Source organism: Pinirhizobacter soli (genome assembly GCF_015905305.1).
Lineage (GTDB): Bacteria > Pseudomonadota > Gammaproteobacteria > Xanthomonadales > Rhodanobacteraceae > Pinirhizobacter > Pinirhizobacter soli.
On record NZ_JADZLQ010000001.1, the window covers coordinates 341,881 to 363,118 of the forward strand.

Below are 21,238 nucleotides of genomic sequence, written 5' to 3' on the forward strand. Positions count from 1 at the left end.
TCCGTCCTTTACAGATCAGGCAGCGTGAGGGTTTGCGCGCTCGAACAGGGCAACTTCCCTGGCCGACAGTTCGAATTCGTCGTTTTCGTCCCAGGACGACCACACGATCAGCGCGAAGAACGCGACCAGGGCCAATATCCCCATCCACCAGATGTGCCAGATCATGCCGAAACCTCCAATGACGGCGAAGAAAGCAACGAAGAATCCAAGCCCCGAATTCTTGGGCATCTCTATCGCCTCAAAAGGCTCTTCCGGGGCGGTCGTGACCTCCTGCTTCGCTTCCCAATAGGCATCGATGCACGCCACTTGCGGAACCCTTGCAAAGTTGTAAGGCGGCGGTGGCGATGCCGTTGACCATTCCAGCGTGCGCCCGTCCCACGGGTCCGCACCTGCGCGCAGTGTCTGGCGCTTCTTGATGCTCCACACCAACTGGGTCGCCTGCAGAAGAATGCCGACAAAGATCAGGACAGCCCCGCCTTCGGCCACCAGCAGATAAGGCAGCCACGAGGGATCGTCGTAGTGGTTCATGCGGCGGGTCATACCCATGAAGCCAAGGATGTAGAGCGGCATGAAGGCCAGGTAGAAACCCACGAACCAGCACCAGAACGCCGCTTTGCCAAGGCCCTCGTGGAGACGAAAGCCGAAAGCCTTCGGAAACCAGTACGTCAGGCCGGCAAGGCACCCGAAGACTACGCCACCGATGATCACGTTGTGGAAGTGTGCCACCAGGAACAGGCTGTTGTGCAGCACGAAGTCGGCCGGCGGCACCGCCATCAGTACACCAGTCATGCCGCCTATGGTGAACGTCACCATGAAGCCAATGGTCCACAGCACGGGTGAGGTAAAACGCACGCGGCCGCCATACATGGTGAACAGCCAATTGAAGATCTTCACGCCCGTGGGTATGGCAATCACCATGGTGGTGATACCGAAGAACCCATTGACGTCCGCACCCGATCCCATCGTGAAGAAGTGGTGCAGCCAGGTGGTAAACGCCAGGAGGGTAATTACCATGGTGGCCACCACCATGGACCGATAACCGAACAGCGGCTTGCGGGAGAACGTGGAAATGACCTCCGAGAACACGCCAAATGGTGGAAGAATCAGGATGTAGACCTCTGGATGACCCCACGTCCATATGAGGTTGATGTACATCATGGGATTTCCACCGCCATCATTGGTGAAAAAGTGCGTTCCCAGGTAGCGGTCCAGCAGAAGCATGGCAAACGTCGCCGTCAGGATCGGGAACGCCGCAACGATCAACATGTTGGATGCCAGCGCCGTCCAGCTGAAGACGGGCATCATCGACAGGCGCATGCCCGGGGCGCGCAGCTTCAATAGGGTCGTCAGCAGGTTCACGCCCGAAAGCAGAGTACCCACACCCGAAATCTGCAGTGACCACAGGTAGTAGTCGACCCCTACCCCCGGACTGAAAGGAAGCTCCGAGAGCGGCGGATAGGCCAGCCAGCCCGTACGGGAGAATTCACCGATGCCAAGGGACAGATTGATCAATAGCGCGCCGGCGGCGGTCAGCCAGAAGCTGACGGAGTTCAGTACCGGGAAGGCGACGTCGCGTGCGCCGATCTGCAAGGGCACCACGAAGTTCATCAACCCCACCACGAACGGCATCGCCATGAAGAAGATCATGATCGTGCCGTGCGCGGAGAAGATCTGGTCGTAGTGTTCCGGTGGCAGGAAGCCGTGCCCGTTGCTGCTCGCCAGCACCTGCTGTGATCGCATCATGATGGCGTCGCTGAAGCCGCGAAGCAGCATCACCAGGGCCAGTAGCGTGTACATGATGCCTATGCGCTTGTGGTCGACTGTCGTGATCCACTCGGTCCACAGCCATCCCCATTTCTTCTTGTAGGTGATCAGCGCAAGGATCGCCAGGATGCCAAGGATGAGCACGATGCACGTGCCCATGATGATGGGCTGGTCGAATGGAATCGCGCTTAGCGTAAGCTTTCCGAACATATCAGTGCTCCGATCCAGCAGATGAAAGCGTGGTGCCTGGGTTGCTTGCGGAGACGCCTGACGTGGATTCCGGCCGCTTCGTGGCGTGGTCGATGGCGTGATCGAACAAGGCGCCTGAAGCCGGTGCGTAGTAAGCGACCCCGCTGGATTCATGCTTAGCCGCCAAACGGTCATAGACCGTCGCATCCAGTGGCGTAGCCGCCGACCTGGCCCGCTCAACCCACGCTTGGAATCCTGCCTCGTCGGTCGCCAGGACCTGGAAATGCATGTCGGAGAACCCAGCGCCGCTGTACTGGGCCGACAACCCCCGGTAGTTGCCCGGCTCGCTCGCCTGCAATTGCAATTGCGTCTGCATGCCCGGCATGGCGTATATCTGGCCGCCCAATGAAGGGATGAAGAACGAGTTCATCACGGTCGCCGAGGTCAGCCTGAAGGAGACGGGGGTATCCACGGGTATCGCCAGCTCATTGACGCTGGCAACGCCCTGCTCTGGATAGATGAACAACCACCGCCAGTCCATCGCCACTACCTGGACGACAAGCGGCTTTCGCTTCGACGCCAGCGGCTGGTAGGGATCTAACTGGTGCGCACCGATCCACGCCAAGCTTCCAAGGAATAGGATGACAAGCAACGGGATCATCCAGATGGAAAATTCGATAGCCCCGGAATACTCCCACCTGGGTCGATAAGTCGCCCGGGCGTTGGATGAGCGGAACCACCAGGCGAACCAGAGCGTTAGGAAGAGGATGGGCGTAATCACCATCAGCATCGGAATCAGCGCCTCCAACAGGAGTTGCTTTTCTTGCGCCCCGACGGGCCCTTTTGGCACAAGAACGCCCTCGGTACAGGCGCTCAAGAACGGACAACAGGCCATCACGATCGATAGACGAGCCAAAGGCGACAGTGCCGTGCTTTTACGCATCATGAAGGGTCTCCGCGATCCCGCTAACGTTGTAGGTGCCAGGCCCAAAAGGGTCTTGGATAAAACTGTCCGGCAAGGAACAGACAGGACATCCCGTCTCGCTCACGACGAATCGGGCCGCCTCGTTCCAGACTCAAAAGTGTCGACACGCCCGGCCTTGTCGACAGCGCGGGGAAACCACATGGTTTTCGTACATATCCGGTCAATTGCGTACAAGCGGGCAAAGCGGCATCGGCGCTAACGTTTCTTCGATTCGCACGATTTGGTGCCTAGTCGCGCATTGACATCCATTGCAAAGGAGATCGTTACCATGGCCATGACCTCTGCCGACTACATTGCCCACGTTCTCGAGCTGGCAGGCATCAAGCACGTCTATGGCGTCGTCGGAGATTCGCTGAACGGCCTGACAGACGCTTTCCGGCGCCAGGGCAAGATCGAATGGATCCATACGCGCCATGAAGAAGGCGCCGCATTCGCCGCCGGCGCCGAGGCGCATCTGACCGGTGAGCTGGCGGTATGCGCAGGAAGCTGCGGCCCCGGCAATCTTCACTTGATCAACGGCCTTTTCGATTGCCATCGCAGCGGCACGCCCGTGCTTGCCATCGCGGCGCATATCCCGAGCACCGAAATCGGCATCGACTATTTCCAGGCCACGCACCCGGAGTCGCTGTTCAAGGAATGCAGCCACTACGTGGAGCTGGTGTCCAATCCAGCGCAGCTTCCGCAGATCCTGGGGCGGGCCATCCGCGCCGCCGTCGCGCGACGTGGTGTCGCGGTCGTGGTCATCCCTGGCGATGTCGCGCTCCAACCGGCCGTGGCAAAGCCGCCGCGTTGGGTGGTACCGACCAAGCCCATCGTTCATCCCGCCCTGAAGGACCTCAAGCGGCTGGCCAACCTGCTCAAAGACGCCACGCGTGTCACTCTTTTCTGCGGTGCGGGCTGCGCCGGTGCTCACGACGAGGTGGTCGAGCTCGCACGACGCCTGAAGGCACCGATTGTCCACACGCTTCGTGGCAAGGAATTTATCGAGTACGACAACCCGTACGATGTCGGCATGACGGGACTGGTGGGTTTCTCATCCGGCTACGCCGCCATGAAGGACTGCGACACGCTGCTGTTGCTGGGTACGGATTTCCCCTACCGCCAGTTCTTCCCCGAGCACGCCAAGATCGCGCAGATCGATATACGCCCGGAAGCGCTGGGTAATCGCTGCCCGCTCGACCTGGGCCTGATCGGCGACGTGAGGGAGACCCTCCAGAGCCTCCTGCCGTCCATTCCCGAAAAAACCGACTCCAGCCACCTGGACGCAGCGCTCGCTCACTACAAGAAAGCGCGCGAAGGCCTGGACAAACTCGCCGAGCCCAAGGATGGCAGCAAGCTGATTCATCCGCAGTACGTGACGCAGTTGGTCAGCGAGCTGGCCGCGGAAGATGCCATTTTTACCTGCGATGTCGGCACGCCCATTCTTTGGACCGCGCGTTATCTCAAGGTCAACGGCAAGCGCCGTATCGTCGGCTCGTTCAATCACGGTTCCATGGCGAACGCGATGCTCCATGCCATGGGGGCGCAGGTTGCCTATCCGAAGCGCCAGGTGGTTTCGATGTCCGGCGACGGTGGCTTTTCGATGATGATGGGCGACTTTCTCTCGCTCAAGCAATTGAGTCTTCCGGTCAAGATCGTCCTGCTCAATAACGGGACCTTGGGCTTCGTGGAAATGGAGATGAAGGCGCACGGGTTTGTCGACACCGGCTGCGACCTGATCAATCCCAACTTCGCGGACATGGCCAATGCCGTAGGCGTCAAGGGCATTCGCGTGGAAGATCCGAAGGACTTGCGCGCGGCACTCATTGAGGCTTTCGAGTACGACGGCCCCGCCCTCGTGGATGTGGTCAGCGCACGCCAGGAATTGGCGATGCCACCGACAACCACATTCGATGAAGCCTACAAATTCGGGCTCTTCATGATCAAGGCGGTTATCGATGGCCGAGCCAATCAACTGGTCGATCTGGCGAAAGTGAACCTTCTTCGCTGACGCGACGAATACGCCCTGCCGGTCTCTGGCGGGCCAGAACGACGATACCTGAAAGCGCCCACCCCGCGGCGGGTGGACGGAGCCTTCTATCGCCCTCGGACAAGTAACGCCAATGCCAGGAAACAACGCGCCATGAATTCATGTCGATGCCCAAAGTCCAAGTTTTCGCGCCTGAAAGCGACTGCTTGGTTGCGTGCCGCGGCGACGCTGGCGTCCGTCGCCGCCTTGACGGCATGTAGCGCGTCCCCCTCGCGAAACATCCTGGGATCGTATTTCCCGACCTGGATGATTTGCGCCTTGCTTGGTCTGTTCGGCGTTGTCGTCCTGCGCGCCGTGCTCGGGAAAGCTGGCATCGACGCGGCCCTGCCGATGCCGGTAGTGGTGTACCTGTGCATCTGGATCGCCGTGACGCTGGCGATCTGGCTGCTATGGCTCGGATGAAGGAGACCTAAGCCCATGTCCGAGAAGACGACCCTGGGTCGCATCATTGCGTTCATTGCGATCGCCAGCGCGGTAGCCATGCTGGTGGCGACAATGATTGTCCTTGACCGGCGACCTCGCACTCATGACGCCTATGTCTTTGCCTATACCGCCGGCATCACGCCTGAAGTAAGCGGGCGCATTGTCGAATCCCATATCCAGAACGACCAGCTTGTCCGAAAAGGCGACGTGCTGCTTCGCATCGATCCTGAACCCTTTGAGATGAAGCTCCGCCAGGCTGACGCGCAGGTCGCGGCCCTGGAAGCCGACATCGACCTGACAAGCCGTCAGGTGACATCACAGGGCTCCGGCGCACAGGCAGCTTCGCTTCAAGCCGATCGCGCCCGCCAGCAGCTCGCGCTGGCTCACAACACGGTTCAGCGCATGGCACCGCTCCTTGGCAGTGGCTTCGTGACGGCCCAACAAATGGATGAAGCCCGTACCAACGAGCGTACGGCCAGTGCGCAGTTGGCCGCCGCCCTTCAACAGGCCTCGCAAGCAAAGGAGGCCATTGGCGATGTGGAAAGCCTCAAGGCGCAACTGCTGGGCGCTCAAGCCGCCCAGGCCCTGGCGGCACGTAATGTCCGCGAAACGACCATTCGGGCCCCGGTCGATGGCCGGATCACTGGCTTCAATCTTTCGATCGGCTCATTCGCCGTGGATGGTCATCCCCTCTTTACCTTGATCGATAACACCCACTGGTATGCCATCGCCAATTTCCGGGAAACGGATCTGCGCCATCTTCAGCCAGGCGATCGCGCCACTGTCTGGGTGATGGGCCACGATGAGCACCCGGTCCAGGGCGTGGTCGAAAGCCTTGGCTCGGGTGTCCAGCCCCAGGGGCAAGCAGGCCCGGGTCTCCCCGCAGTCGATCGAAATCTCAATTGGGTGGTGGTTGCACAGCGCTTCCCGGTTTGGGTGCGCCTGGATCAACCCGATGCGGGTTTCCTGCGTATCGGCGCTACCGCTTCGGTCAAGGTAACCAGATGACTTCCGTCAGCGAAAGCGCCTTCGCGGAAGGGCTCTCGGCGCTGCTGCGTCGCGAACTTCAGCTTGATGCGCCGAGAGTCCGTTCCATCCTGCGCATTGCCGCCGGAACGGCCATCGCCGTGGCAATCACCATGGTGTTTCAGATACCGATTCCTCCTTACGTGGCGTACCTGATCTTTCTTCTGAGCATGGAAGACACCGCCTCGACGCTCATGTTCGCCGTCGCCGGCCTGACGGCCGCCACATTGGCGGTGGCCCTCTCGGTCCTGTTCTATGTGTTCGATGCCTCGGAGCCCGCGTTGCGGATTCCGCTGCTTGCGCTGAGCACGTTCATGGGCACGTTCCTGTCACGCACGAGCACGCTTGGCCCGGTTGCCTTTCTCGCCGGGTTCGTGCTCATGCTCTCACAGACGCTCATCGACGACGTGCCCAGTGCAGAGGCCATCACCCATGTCGTTTTGTGGCTTTGGGTCGTTGTCGCCACGCCGGTATTGACGATTGTCGTCCTCAATCTTCTGACCGGAGAAAGCCCTGTTCTCCTTTCCCGTCGGCGAGCGACGGCATTGATGGAAGCGGTAGCGGACTATATCGAACTGCCGTCCTCCCAAAGTCCGTCCTTGCTGCGTGAAAAGCTCGTGTCTCTCATCCAGCTAAGGGGGAAGGCGTACATTTGGGATAAAAAACTCAAGGCGTTCGCGGAAGAGGACCAAAGGATGTTTGGCCTCGTACTGGAGATACTCCAGATCGCCCGTAACTTGCCGCCACAGTTGTCAACGACATCCCGGCACGCGCTGGCATTTAGCGTTCGCCAGAGCCGCTGGTTGTTTCTTAAGCGCAGGGGCATCGACACCGCCCCCGTTTCACCGCCCCAGGACAGCGCCGAACCGGCATCCGATCCTGCTTGCCAGGCCCTACACCTGGCACTACGCGACCTGCATGCGCAAGCCAGTGGAGAGGTGCCGGCAGGCACGCCAAGTGAGTCCCCCACTCATCCGAGTGGGTTCTTTGTGGCCAATGCGTTCCACGATCCGGCGCACGCGCGCTACGCGCTCAAGGTGACGCTCGCGGTGATGGCGTCCTATGCGACCTATACGTTGCTGGATTGGCCGGGTATCCGGACCGCCGTTACGACGTGCTTCTTCGTCTCACTGACCACCTTCGGCGAGAGCGCGCACAAGCTCACCCTGCGCATCGCCGGCGCTGTGCTGGGAGGCCTTATCGGTGGCCTGTGCCTGGTCTTCGTCATGCCTTCGTTGACCGATATCGGTGAGCTATGCCTGCTCGTGGCGGGTGTCTCGGCACTTTGTGCCTGGGTCTCCACGAGTAGCGAAAACATTTCCTACGCCGGCATGCAAATGGCCTTCGCGTTCTTCCTTGGCGTATTGCAGGGCTACGTGCCGGCAAGCGACCTGACGGTACTCCGGGACCGGGTGGTCGGCATCGTCATCGGAAACCTCTGGATCAGCGTGTTTTTCACCAGTCTCTGGCCTGTAAGCGCGCTGCAGCAGGCGCGCAAGCTGTGGTCTTCGTCATTGGAGCGATTGAGCGCGCTGCTTGTCGCTCCCACGGCGCAAACAGCAACGCAACTTCGACTCGACGTCACCACGAAAGCACGGCAAGCCGCCTTGCTGAAATCGCGCTCGGCATTCGAAGGACAATGGGTTCCAGGCAGTAGGCCGCCTGATACCGCCGACAGCGAAGCGGCTGCCATGGACCGATTGACAAGCTCGGCCTTTATCGTTCAGCGCCTCCAGTCCGAACACCCTAAGCCCAACGCCGACCTTGAAGCGTCGCAACGCCTGCTTTGGCTTTCCAAAGGAGCTCCTGCCGAAGCGATGCACCCTGATGCACCGTCGCCGACTTCGCTCGTCGACCTGGCGCGTCTGCACCTGAACCAAGAGATCGACCATGCATCGCGCCTGCTATAAATCGTTACTCTCTATAGCTTGCGGCGTTGCCATGGCGCTATGGGGTTATCTCGTGCCGGCCTGGGCGGGCGACGCGCCCGTGTCGTGGACGGGCGCTCCCAAGACCGCCGCCCCGGCAACGGCGACCAGCGATACGCCCAACGTCGAAGATCGAACCTATTCGTTGCCGGAACTGTTGCAGTTGGCGTTGTCGATCAACCCGCAAACGCGCGAGGTCCAGGAACAGGCTTATCAGGCGAATTTGGCGACGCAGCTGGCCAAGAGCCAATACGCACCGCAAATCAGCCTCAAGGCGCTGGGCGGCTTCCAGCGAACACCGGTAGCCATTCCGCCGACGGTCTCGTCCAAGGGATACTTCGTTTCGTCGACGCGCGAGATCTTTCCGACCCTCGAAATGAAGTGGCTCCTGTTCGATTTCGGCCGCCGCAAAGGCCAGGTCGAAGAAGCTCAGCACAACGCCGATGCCGCACAGTCGGCGGTCCTTGGGGCGCAGGAAAAACTGGTCTACGACGTCTCGGAAGCCTACTTCGAGACCACCTCCGCGAAGGGTCGCGTCCGCGCCGCGCAAAAGGCGCTCGAGTCGGCGCGGCTAACCGAGCAGGCCGTCCAGGCGCAACGCAATCATGGGCGCGCCACGGTGGTACAGGTGGCAGAAGCACAACGTCAGACGGCGGCCATGCGCCTGGCGCTCACCAAAGCATCCGGTGCCGCCGATACAGCGTTTGCAGGTTTGGTTGCGACGGTGGGCTTGCCACCCGAAAGCCGTTTCGAGGTCGCCACGCCATCGGAAGTGGCAGCGCCAGGCGCCTTGCCGGCACTCAATGCGCTTATCGATGAAGCGATCGAATCGCGGCCGAACATCCTCGCCGCGAAGAACAAGGTGGCCGCATCGGAATCCAAGATCGATACGGCCAGGGCGGCCTATCGCCCCACGATCGGCCTGTCGGCGCAGGTATTCCAGAATATCGGCAAGATCAGCAGCGACGGCAGCCCCTATTCTTCAATCAACCGCACTGGCAATGCCCTGTTCATCTCGTTCGACTGGCCCCTGTCCGACGGCGGCGCACGGGCAACCAATGTATCGCTCGCCATCTCGGAAAAATCCGCCGCGGAAGATTCGTTGGCGGCCGCCAAGAATGTTGCTTCCCGGCAGGTTGTGCAGGCCTACAGCAATCTTAAGACGAGCCTCGACAATCGTGAGCAAGCGCTTGCCTACACCAAGGCCTCCGATGTCGCCTATCAAGCAACATTGGCTTCTTATCAACGCGGGCTCAGCAGCATCACCGATCTCACCAGCAGCGAGGCAGTGCTCGCGCAAGCGCAAGCCGACCAGGAAGACGCCGACGCCAACGTGCAGATCGCCAAGGCCGCGCTGGATCTTGCACTCGGTCATCGGCCTGGCTCGCTGTAGCGCCTTTATCCGCCTCTTTCCGCTCTCGCATACTCATGTGCGCTTCCCTCAGTCGCGATAGCCGCGCCTGATCGACCTCAAGAACCCCATGACGCGATCGGTCTCGCCCATCTGGACCAGTTCCTGTGCCGTCTTGCCGCCGAGCTCACGAATCGTCACCGTCAGGTACCAATCACGCACGCGCTGCTCGTCATGATCGATGTCCTTGGCCAATCGCAGGACACTCCAAAAGCCCGTGTCCAATGGGCGACTTGGCGGCTCGCTGATATTCCGGGACTTTTCCCATGCCGCCGCACAAAATCCTGTCGTCATCGTGCAGTCCTCATCACGGGCCAGTAGAAGCCACGTTACCTTGAGTGCCGTTGGTGTTCTTGAAGCTTTTTGCACTGCAATGTGTTTTTCGCCTATACGCTTTGACGTGGCTGCAATCGGCCAACCGCGAGCACGGCGCCATAAAATGTTGGGAAAACCATCCCAATTAGCAAAAAAAGTACACTTTCGAGCATTGAATTGCCCCTGGTGTCAGCGCATAGTCATAACGCCAGGGAGAACGTGGGGATCCTGCTCACACCCTTGTTTTCGGTGCCGGTGACGGAAAACAGGTGACTTTTTTGAACGAGATCAAAGAACGATTCGGGATACTCGTTGTCGATGACCACCCGGTAATGAGAGACGGGTTAAGAGCGGTCATCGAGCAGGAATCCGATATGGAAGTCACCGGCGAAGCCGCCGATGGCAAAGAGGCGATCGAGCAGTTTCGAAAGCTGCTTCCGGACGTGATGTTGATCGACCTTCAGATGCCCGTTATGGACGGCTTGCGAGCCATCACGGGCATACGCAGCGAATTTCCCGACGCGACGATTATCGTGCTAACGACCTTCCCCGGAGACGCCCGGGTGGTCAGGGCCTTCACGCTGGGAGCCACGTCCTACCTGCTGAAAACGGCCCGCAGCGATGAAATTGTCAAGGCGATACGCGGCGCGCTGACGGGCCGCCATATCGTGGCGCCGGAGGTGGCCCAGGAAATTGCAAGCCACACGGGTCGCGAGGGACTGACCGACCGAGAGATTGTCGTTCTCTCCCTGGTGGCTCAGGGACGCAGCAATCGTCATATCGCCGAAACCTTGAATATCACCGAAGACACGGTCAAGGCGCGGATGAAGAGCATCATGGCCAAACTGGGCGCTGAAGACCGTACCCATGCGGTGATGATCGCCGTCAAGCGGGGCTTCCTGGATTCGCTGCCCTAGGCAGCAGCTAGGCAACTACCGTTTTCCTGACCGATGCCTGGGACTTGCGCCACGCGCCAGGCGTCACGCCCATTTTTTGCGCGAAGACGCGGCTGAAATGACTTTGATCGGAAAAGCCCGAGCTAAAGGCAATTTGCGCCAGGGACGTATCGGGTTCGGACATGAGTTCGATCGCCCGATCGACACGGCGATAAAGTAGCCACTGGTGCGGCGATACACCGGTACTCTTCTTGAACCCTCTCACCAATGTCCCGGTGGACAAACCGCACGCGTGGGCAAGCTCGTTTATCGATATACCCTCAAACAGCCGCTCACGCATCATCTGCGTAACGCGTTGTTGTTGCCATGGAGCAAGCGTGCCTTTGATGATGTCGTTCGTGGTCGAAGGCCCTCCGAAATTCAGGGCCAGGTAAGCGCAGAGGCCCTGAAGAAGATGACCCACGAGGGGCTGGTGCAAAGCCGACGGGTTGCGGAAGATCGGCAACAGCGTTTGACCGATGCTCATGATGATCGGGTCTTTGACGCATTCGCCCGGCTCCAACGCGATGTCGGTGACATTCGAGCGGCAGATCTCCTCGTTCGCCTCGTCGATCGCGCGCCGCGGTATATAGAAGTACAACGAATGCAGTGGCTCGCTGATATAGGTGATGGGGTCCCTACGCAAATCCAGCAGATACGTCGTGCCTTCCTCATAGGCCGTTGAACATACAGGCCGGCCATCACACCACAACTCGTGCGTCGCCTGCTTCTTGAGGTTCAGGCAAATCAGATAGGCATCGTTGCTCCCTATCGGCGATGTCATGCCGTAGCCGCCCTTGTCGATACGCAGTTCCGTCACGGCAAGCCGGCTTCCCCGCTTTGTATGGCTTACAAGTGTGGGTGGATTGGATATCTGAAACGATCGTCCGAGCCTCTCGCCGAATGCACCTTCGTACATAGCTCTCTCTCAACCAGATTGGGTGGGGCATCCCTGGATTGAGTTGCGTCCCTACTTCAACGGTACGCACATGGAGAGAGTTCCGATGCCTCCCTCAGGGTAGACTTCTTGACTCAAAAGTGTATTTCGGCCGTCTTAAGGAATCGGAAAGGCTGGAAGTGCATCGTAGGCGGACCTTTGTCAACCACGGCGGCCATGTGATCTCGCTCATTCTCGCTACAGCACTTGCAACGGCCGGTTTCACCACGACCCCACTGGTCTCGCTGCCCGAACCCGGCGGTTGGGACTACCTGGCGTTCGACGAAGCGAGCCGTCGCCTGTTCGTCACCCGCGGGGATCACATTGACGTGGTGGACGTCGACGCAGCAGGAGCCGTTGCCCGGATCGAGGGCCTGAAGGGCGCACACGGCGTAGCGCTGGTGCCACTACAGCAACGAGGCTTCGTCAGCGATGGCAAGACCGACAAAGTACTCGTCTTCGACATGACCACCTTCAAGACAGTGTCGGTAATTTCACTTAGCGGCAAGAAGCCGGACGCCATCCTTTTCGACAAGGCGAGTGGGCACGTGCTTGCCTTCAATGGCGACAGCCATGATGCGAGTGTGATTGATCCCACCCAGGCCAGGCAGATCGGTTCGATCGAACTCCCCGGCGCGCCGGAATTCGCGGTGTCTGACGGCATCGGACACGTATTCGTCAATCTCGAGGATCGCAACGCCCTGACGCGCATCGACACACGCAGCGGCAAGGTGGATGGCACGTTCGACCTGGCAGGCTGCAAGGCGCCCAGCGGCCTGGCCATCGATAGTATCCGGCATCGGCTGTTTTCCGTCTGCGAGAACGAGGTGGTCGTCATCACCGATGCCGCCAGCGGCAGGCAGGTGGCCACGCTGCCGATCGGCAAGGGCGCGGACGCGGCGGGCTTCGATTCGCGCACGGGGCGCGTCTACAGCTCCAATGGGCAAAGTGGCACGTTGACCGTCATCGAGGGCGACGGCGCGGATCACTATCGTGTAACGGCAACCGTGCCCACCCAGCGTAGCGCCCGCACGCTTGCGTTGGATGAAAGGAACGGCAGGGTTTTCCTGTCCGCGGCGGAGCTTTCGCCCGCGCCGGAGGGCAAGCGGCCAACCATGGTGGATGGCAGCTTCCGGATTCTCACGGTGTCCAGCAGCCCAGGCGCGGGAAAATGACAGCATGACTTCCGCGGCCATGCGATTTCACAGGAGCTTGTTCTACGACGCTGCGTCGTCTTTCTTGATCGGATAGAACAATTCTGCAGTAAACAAAGGCCGCTCTGCCGATTCAAGCGCGGAATGTAGAGTGACGCTCAGTATCCAGCTTCCCCCGTCAAACGCAGGCTGAAAGTTGTCTATCCACCCCTCGCCCGCCTTGGCCAGCACCTGGGCGGCCCCGGCCAATGGTCCATCGGGATAGAGCGTGACAGGGACCCGAGCCCGGATAGGCGAATAGTCGCCGAGCGGAGTATCGCTCCGGGCCAGCTCGTACGAGTAGTCCAATTGCCACGTCGCCCGCGTATTGGCAACGAGCCTGTCCGGTGGAAACAGTGTCTGGATAGCGTCGTCCAGTGCCGCCAGCAGAGTGGCACCCTTTATTTCCTGCTGGTGGTATCGCTCGATCAGCGGAACAATGCTGTTCCCCACCACCTCCCCGGCTTTGAGCAGAAACACGGGATTCGTGCGCAGCTTGGTATTTTCAGGGTGCGACGGATCATGAAGAAGATCTTCGTTGCGCACGATGGACAAGCAGGCGCGGGCGTTCTGGAACGCCGCTACCTCCAGGCCATGCCATGTCAATTGAAGGGTTTGTCGAGCGAATGCCGGTGCTTCCGTACCGTTCTTCGGCAGGTAGCCTATGGTATGACTCGGCGCATCCGATGGTTGCGCTATGAGAGGCACGCTAACCCCGTCCGGAAGCATCACCTCCACCGCGGGCCACGTGTCTCCTGACCCAGGTTGCGACGGGTCCCGAGTCAGCGACACGCTTTCGATGAGCTTGCCATTCTCCGAATAAGTAACCCGAAAACCAAAGGTCCGGCTTGCCTGTGCAGCGAAGCTGCCGTCCGGCCTATGGCCGCTCTCGCTATGCGAAAGGCGAATGGTCCAATGATTGGCGATCGTCGCCACAAGATCGGCGAAAGTCTTGACTGCATTCACGGGCGAGGCTTTGTCCAGCAACATCCACAGCTTGTCGGCGACCGCCATGTATTGAGCCAACGTGTTGAACAGGTCGACACCGATCTGCGAGGGGCTTTGCTGGGAGACCCGGCTCGACCGGTTGAACTGCGTTGTAATTCGCACCATGTCTTGGTGCGCACACTCGTGTGCAAAAGTAAGCTTGTAACTCCACAGGGAAAGCTGTTGCAGCACATCCGTCGAATCGAAGGTGGGTAATATTGCTTGGTCGACGATGGTGGGCGGAAGCGGATGGATGCGAAATGGCACAGGTACCGGATCGGCAGCCGTTGCGTATTGGCCTATGACCGGGATGTCGTAGGCCTTGATCAGGCTGCCATTGAGTAGTTGCGCAAGCGTATTGCGCGCGTCCTGTAGACCTTTCTGGTAGAGGGGATCGGGGTCCGTCTCGTCCACCGAATAGTCGAAAACGCCCTGCAGCTGATCAGCAATACCCGATGCGATGTTGCGCTTGCTGTCGATCACATGGGCAAGCACCGCGCTCAAACCCAGCAGGCCTTTGATCCTGGCCGACGCGGAAGGGGCCAGGAAGCGGTCCATGTCGCCAAGAAATCGTCGCGCCCAAAGTTCGACGTCGATAGCCGTAAAGATGGTGGGCACCGTGGCATCACCAAGCGTGCCGTCATCACCCAGGGATTTGATATCGACCTGGCGCGTTACAAGATGATCGTACAGCGGTGCCAGCGCAAAGAATTGCGGCATGGATTCGGACACGTTTTTCCCCTGATCGAAGCATGAGTCTAGTGCACTGCCATGCCTCGCAGCGAAGTAGCCTGTGATGAACCCTGAATCATTCAGTAGTCAGCACATCCTGGATGGCCTCCAGCCCATGTCCGCGCGTCTCGATGCCGCTGCGCGCGAGCATCCAGCCGGCCACGGCCATGGGCACGGCAATAATTATTGCCGACAACATGAAGTGCTCGAACATGCCGGCCACGCCCAACCCGGCGCCAAGGATGCCGCCGAACTTCGAGCAACCCGCGATCAGCCCGGCGCCGGTGCTGCGCAGATGCACCGGATAAATTTCCGCTGCGTAAGGAATTAGCGTGGCAATCACGCCGCTGATGCTCAACAGCAACGCTACGGTGCCGATGGTGGTGACTGCGGAAACGCGCACGTCGGCAAGGTCGATCAAAAAGAAGAACAGCAGCGACAGCGCCGTGATGCCGATGAAAAGCACCAGCGTGCGGATGCTGCTCCAGCGTTGGTAGAACCATACGACGATAGCGATGCCCGGCAGCGCCAGGATCGCTGAGCGTGCCAGCAAGGCACTGCTGCCGTGTGCATCGATACCCAGCTTCACCAGGTTCGCGGGCAACCACAGCAGAAACCCGAAGTTCACCAGTCCCCAGGCTAGTGCGCAGGTCGCCAAGCCCAGCGTAATGCGTGCGTGACGGCCGCGCAGAAGCCGGCGCAGGCCGGTTTTCTCAGGCTGAACATCGGCCGGCGCGGAGTCGCCGATGTGTGCCACGTCAGGCACATCCACCACGGCGCCACCGGAGAATCGCCGTAGTACCGCGCGTGCCTGGTCCTCCAGTCCCGCCAGGGCAAGAAAGCGCGGCGATTCGGGAATATAGCGATTGAGCAGGACGATCAGCGCACCGGTGGGAAGATTGAGCAGCCACAGCGCCCGCCAGGTGTAGGTCGGCTCGAACAGTGTCGCCGCACCCGATGCCAGCAGGTAACCGGCCGATGTGCCCACGCCACCGAGCGCCACCAGCAACCAGCCGCGATGTGCCGTGGGAATGGTCTCGGCCATCAGCGTGAACGTGATGGGCAACATACCGCCGGCGGCCGCACCCATCATGAAGCACATCACCAGGTTCCAGCCAAAGGCTGGCATGGCGCCACAGATCGACGTGCCCATGAACATCAGCGCAGACAGCAGGATGGTGGCGCGGCGACCGAACAGGTCGCCCAGTCTTCCCCACACGATCGAGCCGACCGCTGTACCTGTGAGTGCGAATAAAGCCAGCAGCCCGGCGGTCGAAGCACTGATCCCATATTCGCCCGCCATCCCCGGCATCACGAACCCGATCGTGGCCGGTTTCATCACATCCACGGCGAGCGCGATGGTGAGCACGGTCACCAGCTTCCAGTGCTCGCGGTTAAGCGGAACACTGTCGGCGACGTCGAAGGGCAACGGACTGCGCCCGGCGTGCAACGTACGGCGCATCTGCTCGATCCGCGGCATCAGTCCATAGGCGGCCAGCAGTACACCCAGCGGCACAAGCGCCATGCCTACGAGCATCGCGTTGTCCATCGGCATCCCGGCCAGGTGGTAGTGCATGGGCGCGGCCATGGTGAACATCGGCAGGTGCGCAAGCACACCCGCGATCACCGCGGTGCAACCGAGCCAGAAGGCTACCGGATGATGGAATGTGAGGTCTTTTGAACGCATGACCCCTGTCTGCGTCAGAAAGAGACCCAGCTTAGCAGACTAAAGACGAAGCTCCGGGGAGGCTTCGGTAGCAACCAGCAACACCACGCTATTCGCATCAAGCCCATGCGCCAGGCGAAGCTTAGGCTCCATCGCGACATGCAAAAATCCGGCAAGTCCAGCCGCACCGGAAGGCGTCGTGGCGGGACCGCCCGCATCACGCAATGTATCCACCGCGCCCTGCAGTTGCTCCTCGCTTACCTCGACCGAACGCGCTTGGTGTTTGAGCAGGATTGGCACCGCCGAGGCTGATGCGAGCCCGCACGCCAGCATTTCCGCGCATGTATGTAGATCGCCCGCCAGCCGCTCGGGTTGCCCCATGGCCAGGGCGTGGCCCACGCACGCGGCGGAGGCGGGCTCCACGACGATAAGCCGCCCCGGGCTTTCCAGGTAGTCGCACAGGCCGTCCGCCATGGCTGCCGCCAGCCCGCCTACACCCGCCTGGACAAACAGATGCGTCGGATAGCCTGCGAGTATTTCCTGGCATTGCGCGACAAGCTCCGTGGTGAGCAAGGCGTATCCCGCCATGACATCGTGGACGATAAGATCGTCCGGATCGGCGCTCGTGTCGGAGATGAGCAGGCCCTCGCCACGCGACGCTGCGCCCGCGGCTTCATCCACCGCGTCGTCGTAAGTTCCGTCAATCCAGACGACTTCGGCATCCCGGGCTTGGATCCTTTCGGCCCTGACTCGACTTGCACTCTTCGGAAGGTAGACCGACGCGCTCGCACCTGCACGCCTGGCGGCTGCCGCCACCGCCAGGCCATGATTGCCGTCGCTGGCGCAAATCAGCCGGGGCAACGATTTGTGTGGTGTTTGACCCGACAGCAACTCCTCGATGGACGCCCCGGCAGCACGCGCAAGCGCGCATAAGCTGGCAGTCATGCCGCCTAGCACCTTGAAGTTGCCAAAGGGACGCCCGCCTTCCACCTTGACCAGGACACGCCCTACCCCAGCGCGTTGCGCCAGAGCCGGTAGCTCGATCAATCGGGTGGGCTGGTAGCTACCCCACAAAAGGGTGGAAGCCGCCATGAGGTCATGCAGGAGGGATTCGTTCATGCCATAAGTTTGCCGCGGCACGGCGAAACTTGGCCGCAATATGGCCGCGCTTTGTGCGGAAAAAACGCGAATTCGGCTTCCCCGGGACTAACAACCCCTAGTCGTCGATGTCGAGCGGAATGGGTATCGTCAGCCCGCGTTTGACGATACCCAGGGCAACGTTGGTGGTGAAGCGCTTTACGTTCGGGTTTTCACCAACCAGGCGCGACATAAGCTCGTCGTAGACTTCCGTATCCGGCGCGGTAATGATCAGGATGAAGTCCGCCTCGCCCGTTACATAAAAGACCTGCTGTATATGCGCCTGCGCCGCCATCCAGTGGCGAAGCTGCGAGAGCAGCTCAGGCCGTTCGCGCTCAACCTGAAGCGACACGATAAAAAAGGTCGGTTTGCCGATTTTCTTCGGATCGACAATGGCCGCAACCTTCACGATCACGCCCTGCTCGCGCATGCGGCGAAGACGGCGCTGGACGGCCGAGGGCGAAAGGGCAACTTGTTCGGCCAAGCGCTCGGCCGTTACCCCCGAGTCCTCTTGAACAAGGTTAAGAAGCTGACGATCGAATCTGTCCAGTTCCATGCCTATAGGCCTTTATAGTCACTTCGAACGCAGAAAATAAGCGTTGAGACTACCCATATTGCCACGAATATGCCCAGGCACGCCCGTAGGATGCTAGCGCCAAATCCGGGATTTCGCCCGTGCGACAGCTTGATCTTCCAACCGAATCAAAGGTCCGATTCCATCAATCACCGATGACGATGATGAAACTCCTCTACCAGACTCATTCGCCTTACGCGCGGAAGGTCCTTGTCTTTGCCCATGAAGCGGGTATCGCGGACCAGATGGACGTGCTCCATCACGAAACCAGCCCCTTGCGCCGCAACGAGGTTGTCTTTGCCCAGAACCCGCTTGGCAAGGTTCCCGCCCTTGTTCGACCTGGACAGACGTCGATCTTCGATTCCGATGTGATCTGTGCCTACCTGGATACCCTGCATGACGGACGCAAGTTGATCCCCACCGACGGCGAGGCAAGGTGGCAGGCCCTGCGCGTTCAAGCCGTTGCCCAGGGCCTTGCCGATGCCGGCGTTGCCATCCGCTGGGAGACGACGCGAAGGCCCGAAGCGCTTCGATACGGAATTTTGTGCGAGGGCTATACCCAGAAACTAACTACCAGCTATGACTGGCTCGAAGGCGAGCTGGATACGGCCTCGCCAACGCACGTAGGTCATATTGCCCTGGCGACGGCGCTCAGCTGGATCGCATTCCGGGAACTACCGGTGTTCGGCAACGACCATCCCCGGCTTGCAGCGTGGTTCGGAGAGTTCGAGAAGCGGGCTTCGATGCGTGCCACACCACTATCGGGTGACACATACGACTGACCTTGGCCACCACACGGGCGGCCCTTTCTCACTTATCATTTCCCTGGTTTTCGACACCAATGGGGGAACGTTTGTGAAGAGTCGTCTTTCGATATTGTTGTTGCTTGGCTTCCTGATCTCGCCGGCGTGGGGTGCAGATGCGCCGCCCAGTGAGGCCTCCATCCACGAACTTATGGACGTCACGCACGCGCAGAAGCTCGTCGATGGGATCATTGATCAGACCAACGGCTTGATGTTGAAGTCCGTGCAACAGGCCAATGGAGGCGCACCTCTGGATCCTCAAGAAAAGAAAATCGCCGCTCGTGCCGTGGGAAAGTTGACCGATGTCATGAGGCAGCAAATGTCCTGGGAAAAAATGCAACCCATGATGATCGACCTCTATAAGAAGACTTTCTCGCAAAATGAAATAAACGACATGCTGGCGTTCTACCGGACGCCGTCGGGCCAGGCGGTCATACAAAAAATGCCCGCACTCATGAATCAAACGATGGCAATATCCCAGGCAAAAATCCAGGCGATGCTGCCTCAAATACGCGATATAAGCGCCGAAATGGGGCAGGAACTTCAGGCGTATCACCAAGCGCATCCGAAGCCGGCTAGCCCATGAGCCATTTCGACCTGAGCCTTGGCTATCCGCAATGGCAAGGGTCTGGCCGGCCTGAGAACCTGGCGCGCGGCAGCGGCGGCGGCCCTATGCGAAGCGGTAGCCGCCAACCTTTACGCCTCTTTCTCAACCCACTGGGCGCGCCAGGCCGGAGCATCGAAGGGATCGGCGAAGTACTGTGTCTCATGCGACACCTTCCCGTCGCGGAACTCCATGATGCTTACCGTGAAGGCGCGCTTGTCCCCATAGGCAATCACGTACTCCGTTACCCAGAGGTTTCCCTCTCCAACGATACGGCGAACCACGAATCCCGCCGGTTTACCGGGGTGATGGCTGCGAAGCGCCTGAAGGTTCGCCCGCCCGCGAATGACCTCGCCTGATTGGGGGTACTCGCACACCGCATCATCGTGGTAGATCTCGTGCTCGGCGGCCTGGTCGCCTGCAGCGGATGCCGCCCAGTGCTTGTCGATGACGGCCCGGATGCCTTGCTCGTCCATCATTGTTCTCCAGTTGTCGCCAATGGATGCTCACCCAGCCTCCACCAGGCACGGCGTTAGCATGATGCGCCATGAAAATCGCCACGTTCAATATCAATGGTATACGCCCCCGCCTGCCCATCCTGCTGCAGTGGCTTGAACATGAGAAGCCGGATATTGCCTGCCTACAGGAATTGAAGGCGGCAGATGCGTTATTTCCCCTGGCAGAGATCAACAACGCCGGTTACGGGGCGATCTGGCAGGGCCAGACCTCCTGGAACGGCGTGGCCATCCTGGCCCGCGGCGCCGATCCGGTGGAAAGCCGGCGTGGGCTTCCCGGCGACGCCAGGGACACGCAAAGCCGCTACCTCGAAGCGGCCGTCCACGGTGTGATCATAGGCTGCCTTTACCTGCCCAACGGCAATCCGCAGCCAGGCTCAAAGTTCGACTACAAGCTGGCCTGGTTCGAACGGTTGATCCGTCATGCGAAGAAATTGCACGCCAGCGGCCACCCCGTGGTGCTGGCTGGCGACTACAACGTGATACCCACCGACGAAGACATCTACAACACCCGCTCTTGGCTGAAGGACGCGTTGTTGCAGCCGGAAAGCCGCCAGGCCTATCAACGCCTGCTTTCGCAAGGCTGGGTAGATGCGTTGCGCGAGTTATTCGGCGACGAGCGTGTCTATACATTCTGGGACTACTTCCGCCGACACTGGGAAACCAATTCCGGGCTGCGCATCGATCATCTGTTGCTGGGCCCCGGGCTGAAGTCGAAGTTGCGCGAAGCCGGCGTGGACACATGGGTGCGGGGACTTCCCCACGCAAGCGACCACGCACCTGCCTGGATAGACCTTGAGATAAAGGCGCCTACGCTACCGCGAGCGACCAAAAAGGTGATCGCCAAGAAATCCGCCTCGAAGAATAAGGCGAGGCCCTGAGCCGTTTGGCCGTCCAGGCGTCTAGATGGCAACTTTTGGCAATTTGGCAAATTTCGTAAGAAAACTGTTGACAAACGTTCGCTGCGGTGCAACAAATGACCTGCAGGCCGATTTTGTGCACCATTTTCCTGTACCGCACGGGGATATTTTCCAGTGAACGCGTTCAGCTACAACCCATCACTCGCTGTTGGCGTATCGCGTCCC

At 60.0% G+C, this 21,238-nt stretch carries 18 protein-coding genes and 1 pseudogene; 10 read left to right on the plus strand and 9 right to left on the minus strand.

Annotated features, from left to right (window positions below; translation table 11 throughout):
- Positions 1-15: 15 nt before the first annotated feature.
- Both cyoB and cyoA read right to left on the minus strand, forming a co-directional pair.
- Positions 16-1,974: a cytochrome o ubiquinol oxidase subunit I gene (gene cyoB / locus NDK18_RS01165; RefSeq protein WP_250626852.1), complete on the minus strand. Its 1,959-nt coding sequence runs from the start codon at positions 1,972-1,974 to the stop codon at positions 16-18.
- 1 nt (position 1,975) lies between these two features.
- Positions 1,976-2,899, minus strand: coding sequence for a ubiquinol oxidase subunit II (gene cyoA / locus NDK18_RS01170; protein WP_250626853.1), 924 nt, complete (start codon positions 2,897-2,899; stop codon positions 1,976-1,978).
- Positions 2,900-3,206: 307 nt separating this feature from the next.
- Between cyoA and poxB the strand changes: the two genes are divergently transcribed.
- The 5 genes from poxB (at position 3,207) to NDK18_RS01195 (ending at position 9,737) form a co-directional block, all read left to right on the plus strand.
- On the plus strand, positions 3,207-4,928 hold the full coding sequence (poxB, locus tag NDK18_RS01175; RefSeq protein ID WP_250626854.1) for a ubiquinone-dependent pyruvate dehydrogenase: 1,722 nt from the start codon (positions 3,207-3,209) through the stop codon (positions 4,926-4,928).
- Between the two features lie 132 nt (positions 4,929-5,060).
- Complete coding sequence (locus NDK18_RS19275) at positions 5,061-5,369, plus strand: YtcA family lipoprotein (RefSeq protein WP_284691895.1); 309 nt, start codon at positions 5,061-5,063, stop codon at positions 5,367-5,369.
- A gap of 15 nt (positions 5,370-5,384) precedes the next feature.
- A complete protein-coding gene (locus NDK18_RS01185) occupies positions 5,385-6,398 on the plus strand; it encodes an HlyD family efflux transporter periplasmic adaptor subunit (protein WP_250626856.1) in 1,014 nt (337 codons plus the stop codon).
- Entirely contained in the window at positions 6,395-8,326 is a 1,932-nt protein-coding gene (locus NDK18_RS01190) for an FUSC family protein (protein ID WP_250626857.1), read from the plus strand. Before NDK18_RS01185 ends, NDK18_RS01190 begins: the two co-directional genes overlap by 4 nt.
- Positions 8,307-9,737 carry a TolC family protein gene (locus NDK18_RS01195; RefSeq protein WP_250626858.1) on the plus strand — a complete coding sequence of 477 codons (1,431 nt, stop codon included), beginning with the start codon at positions 8,307-8,309 and terminating at the stop codon, positions 9,735-9,737. Before NDK18_RS01190 ends, NDK18_RS01195 begins: the two co-directional genes overlap by 20 nt.
- A gap of 48 nt (positions 9,738-9,785) precedes the next feature.
- Here NDK18_RS01195 and NDK18_RS01200 read toward each other — a convergent pair whose 3' ends face one another.
- Positions 9,786-10,049 (minus strand): hypothetical protein, encoded by a 264-nt coding sequence (locus tag NDK18_RS01200; RefSeq protein WP_250626859.1) that lies wholly within the window; start codon positions 10,047-10,049, stop codon positions 9,786-9,788.
- A gap of 299 nt (positions 10,050-10,348) precedes the next feature.
- Here NDK18_RS01200 and NDK18_RS01205 point away from each other — a divergent pair, with 299 nt between their 5' ends.
- A complete protein-coding gene (locus NDK18_RS01205; RefSeq protein WP_284691314.1) occupies positions 10,349-10,987 on the plus strand; it encodes a response regulator in 639 nt (212 codons plus the stop codon).
- A gap of 7 nt (positions 10,988-10,994) precedes the next feature.
- Here the strand turns inward: NDK18_RS01205 and NDK18_RS01210 are convergent, their stop codons facing one another.
- Positions 10,995-11,825, minus strand: coding sequence for a helix-turn-helix domain-containing protein (locus NDK18_RS01210; RefSeq protein ID WP_250626860.1), 831 nt, complete (start codon positions 11,823-11,825; stop codon positions 10,995-10,997).
- Between the two features lie 296 nt (positions 11,826-12,121).
- Here NDK18_RS01210 and NDK18_RS01215 point away from each other — a divergent pair, with 296 nt between their 5' ends.
- The gene (locus NDK18_RS01215; protein ID WP_250626861.1) at positions 12,122-13,117 is read left to right on the plus strand and encodes a YncE family protein; all 996 of its coding nucleotides are present in this window, start codon (positions 12,122-12,124) and stop codon (positions 13,115-13,117) included.
- A 42-nt stretch (positions 13,118-13,159) separates the two neighbouring features.
- Here NDK18_RS01215 and NDK18_RS01220 read toward each other — a convergent pair whose 3' ends face one another.
- The 4 genes from NDK18_RS01220 to NDK18_RS01235 all read right to left on the minus strand — a co-directional run bounded on the left by NDK18_RS01220 (position 13,160) and on the right by NDK18_RS01235 (position 18,213).
- Complete coding sequence (locus NDK18_RS01220) at positions 13,160-14,854, minus strand: hypothetical protein (protein WP_250626862.1); 1,695 nt, start codon at positions 14,852-14,854, stop codon at positions 13,160-13,162.
- A 76-nt stretch (positions 14,855-14,930) separates the two neighbouring features.
- Complete coding sequence (locus NDK18_RS01225; RefSeq protein WP_250626863.1) at positions 14,931-16,541, minus strand: MFS transporter; 1,611 nt, start codon at positions 16,539-16,541, stop codon at positions 14,931-14,933.
- A 39-nt stretch (positions 16,542-16,580) separates the two neighbouring features.
- On the minus strand, positions 16,581-17,639 hold the full coding sequence (locus NDK18_RS01230) for a pyridoxal-phosphate dependent enzyme (RefSeq protein WP_250626864.1): 1,059 nt from the start codon (positions 17,637-17,639) through the stop codon (positions 16,581-16,583).
- 97 nt (positions 17,640-17,736) lie between these two features.
- Positions 17,737-18,213 (minus strand): Lrp/AsnC family transcriptional regulator, encoded by a 477-nt coding sequence (locus NDK18_RS01235; RefSeq protein WP_250622880.1) that lies wholly within the window; start codon positions 18,211-18,213, stop codon positions 17,737-17,739.
- Between the two features lie 182 nt (positions 18,214-18,395).
- Between NDK18_RS01235 and NDK18_RS01240 the strand changes: the two genes are divergently transcribed.
- A complete protein-coding gene (locus NDK18_RS01240) occupies positions 18,396-19,013 on the plus strand; it encodes a glutathione S-transferase family protein (RefSeq protein ID WP_250626865.1) in 618 nt (205 codons plus the stop codon).
- A 73-nt stretch (positions 19,014-19,086) separates the two neighbouring features.
- Complete coding sequence (locus NDK18_RS19385) at positions 19,087-19,620, plus strand: DUF2059 domain-containing protein (RefSeq protein ID WP_250622878.1); 534 nt, start codon at positions 19,087-19,089, stop codon at positions 19,618-19,620.
- Between the two features lie 110 nt (positions 19,621-19,730).
- On the opposite strand, the gene NDK18_RS01250 is transcribed toward NDK18_RS19385, so the two are convergent.
- Positions 19,731-20,114, minus strand: a complete 384-nt coding sequence (locus NDK18_RS01250; RefSeq protein WP_250626866.1) for a nuclear transport factor 2 family protein — start codon at positions 20,112-20,114, stop codon at positions 19,731-19,733.
- A 71-nt stretch (positions 20,115-20,185) separates the two neighbouring features.
- Here NDK18_RS01250 and xth point away from each other — a divergent pair.
- Positions 20,186-21,031: pseudogene (xth, locus tag NDK18_RS01255) on the plus strand (exodeoxyribonuclease III); the annotation flags it as partial.
- Positions 21,032-21,238 lie beyond the last annotated feature (207 nt).

Coding starts and splice junctions, on each gene's coding strand:
- cyoB (WP_250626852.1), bottom strand. CDS start 1,974: ATGTTCGGAAAGCTTACGCTAAGCGCGATTCCATTCGACCAGCCCATC.
- cyoA (WP_250626853.1), bottom strand. CDS start 2,899: ATGATGCGTAAAAGCACGGCACTGTCGCCTTTGGCTCGTCTATCGATC.
- poxB (WP_250626854.1), top strand. CDS start 3,207: ATGGCCATGACCTCTGCCGACTACATTGCCCACGTTCTCGAGCTGGCA.
- NDK18_RS19275 (WP_284691895.1), top strand. CDS start 5,061: ATGAATTCATGTCGATGCCCAAAGTCCAAGTTTTCGCGCCTGAAAGCG.
- NDK18_RS01185 (WP_250626856.1), top strand. CDS start 5,385: ATGTCCGAGAAGACGACCCTGGGTCGCATCATTGCGTTCATTGCGATC.
- NDK18_RS01190 (WP_250626857.1), top strand. CDS start 6,395: ATGACTTCCGTCAGCGAAAGCGCCTTCGCGGAAGGGCTCTCGGCGCTG.
- NDK18_RS01195 (WP_250626858.1), top strand. CDS start 8,307: ATGCATCGCGCCTGCTATAAATCGTTACTCTCTATAGCTTGCGGCGTT.
- NDK18_RS01200 (WP_250626859.1), bottom strand. CDS start 10,049: ATGACGACAGGATTTTGTGCGGCGGCATGGGAAAAGTCCCGGAATATC.
- NDK18_RS01225 (WP_250626863.1), bottom strand. CDS start 16,541: ATGCGTTCAAAAGACCTCACATTCCATCATCCGGTAGCCTTCTGGCTC.
- NDK18_RS01230 (WP_250626864.1), bottom strand. CDS start 17,639: ATGAACGAATCCCTCCTGCATGACCTCATGGCGGCTTCCACCCTTTTG.
- NDK18_RS01235 (WP_250622880.1), bottom strand. CDS start 18,213: ATGGAACTGGACAGATTCGATCGTCAGCTTCTTAACCTTGTTCAAGAG.
- NDK18_RS01240 (WP_250626865.1), top strand. CDS start 18,396: ATGAAACTCCTCTACCAGACTCATTCGCCTTACGCGCGGAAGGTCCTT.
- NDK18_RS01250 (WP_250626866.1), bottom strand. CDS start 20,114: ATGGACGAGCAAGGCATCCGGGCCGTCATCGACAAGCACTGGGCGGCA.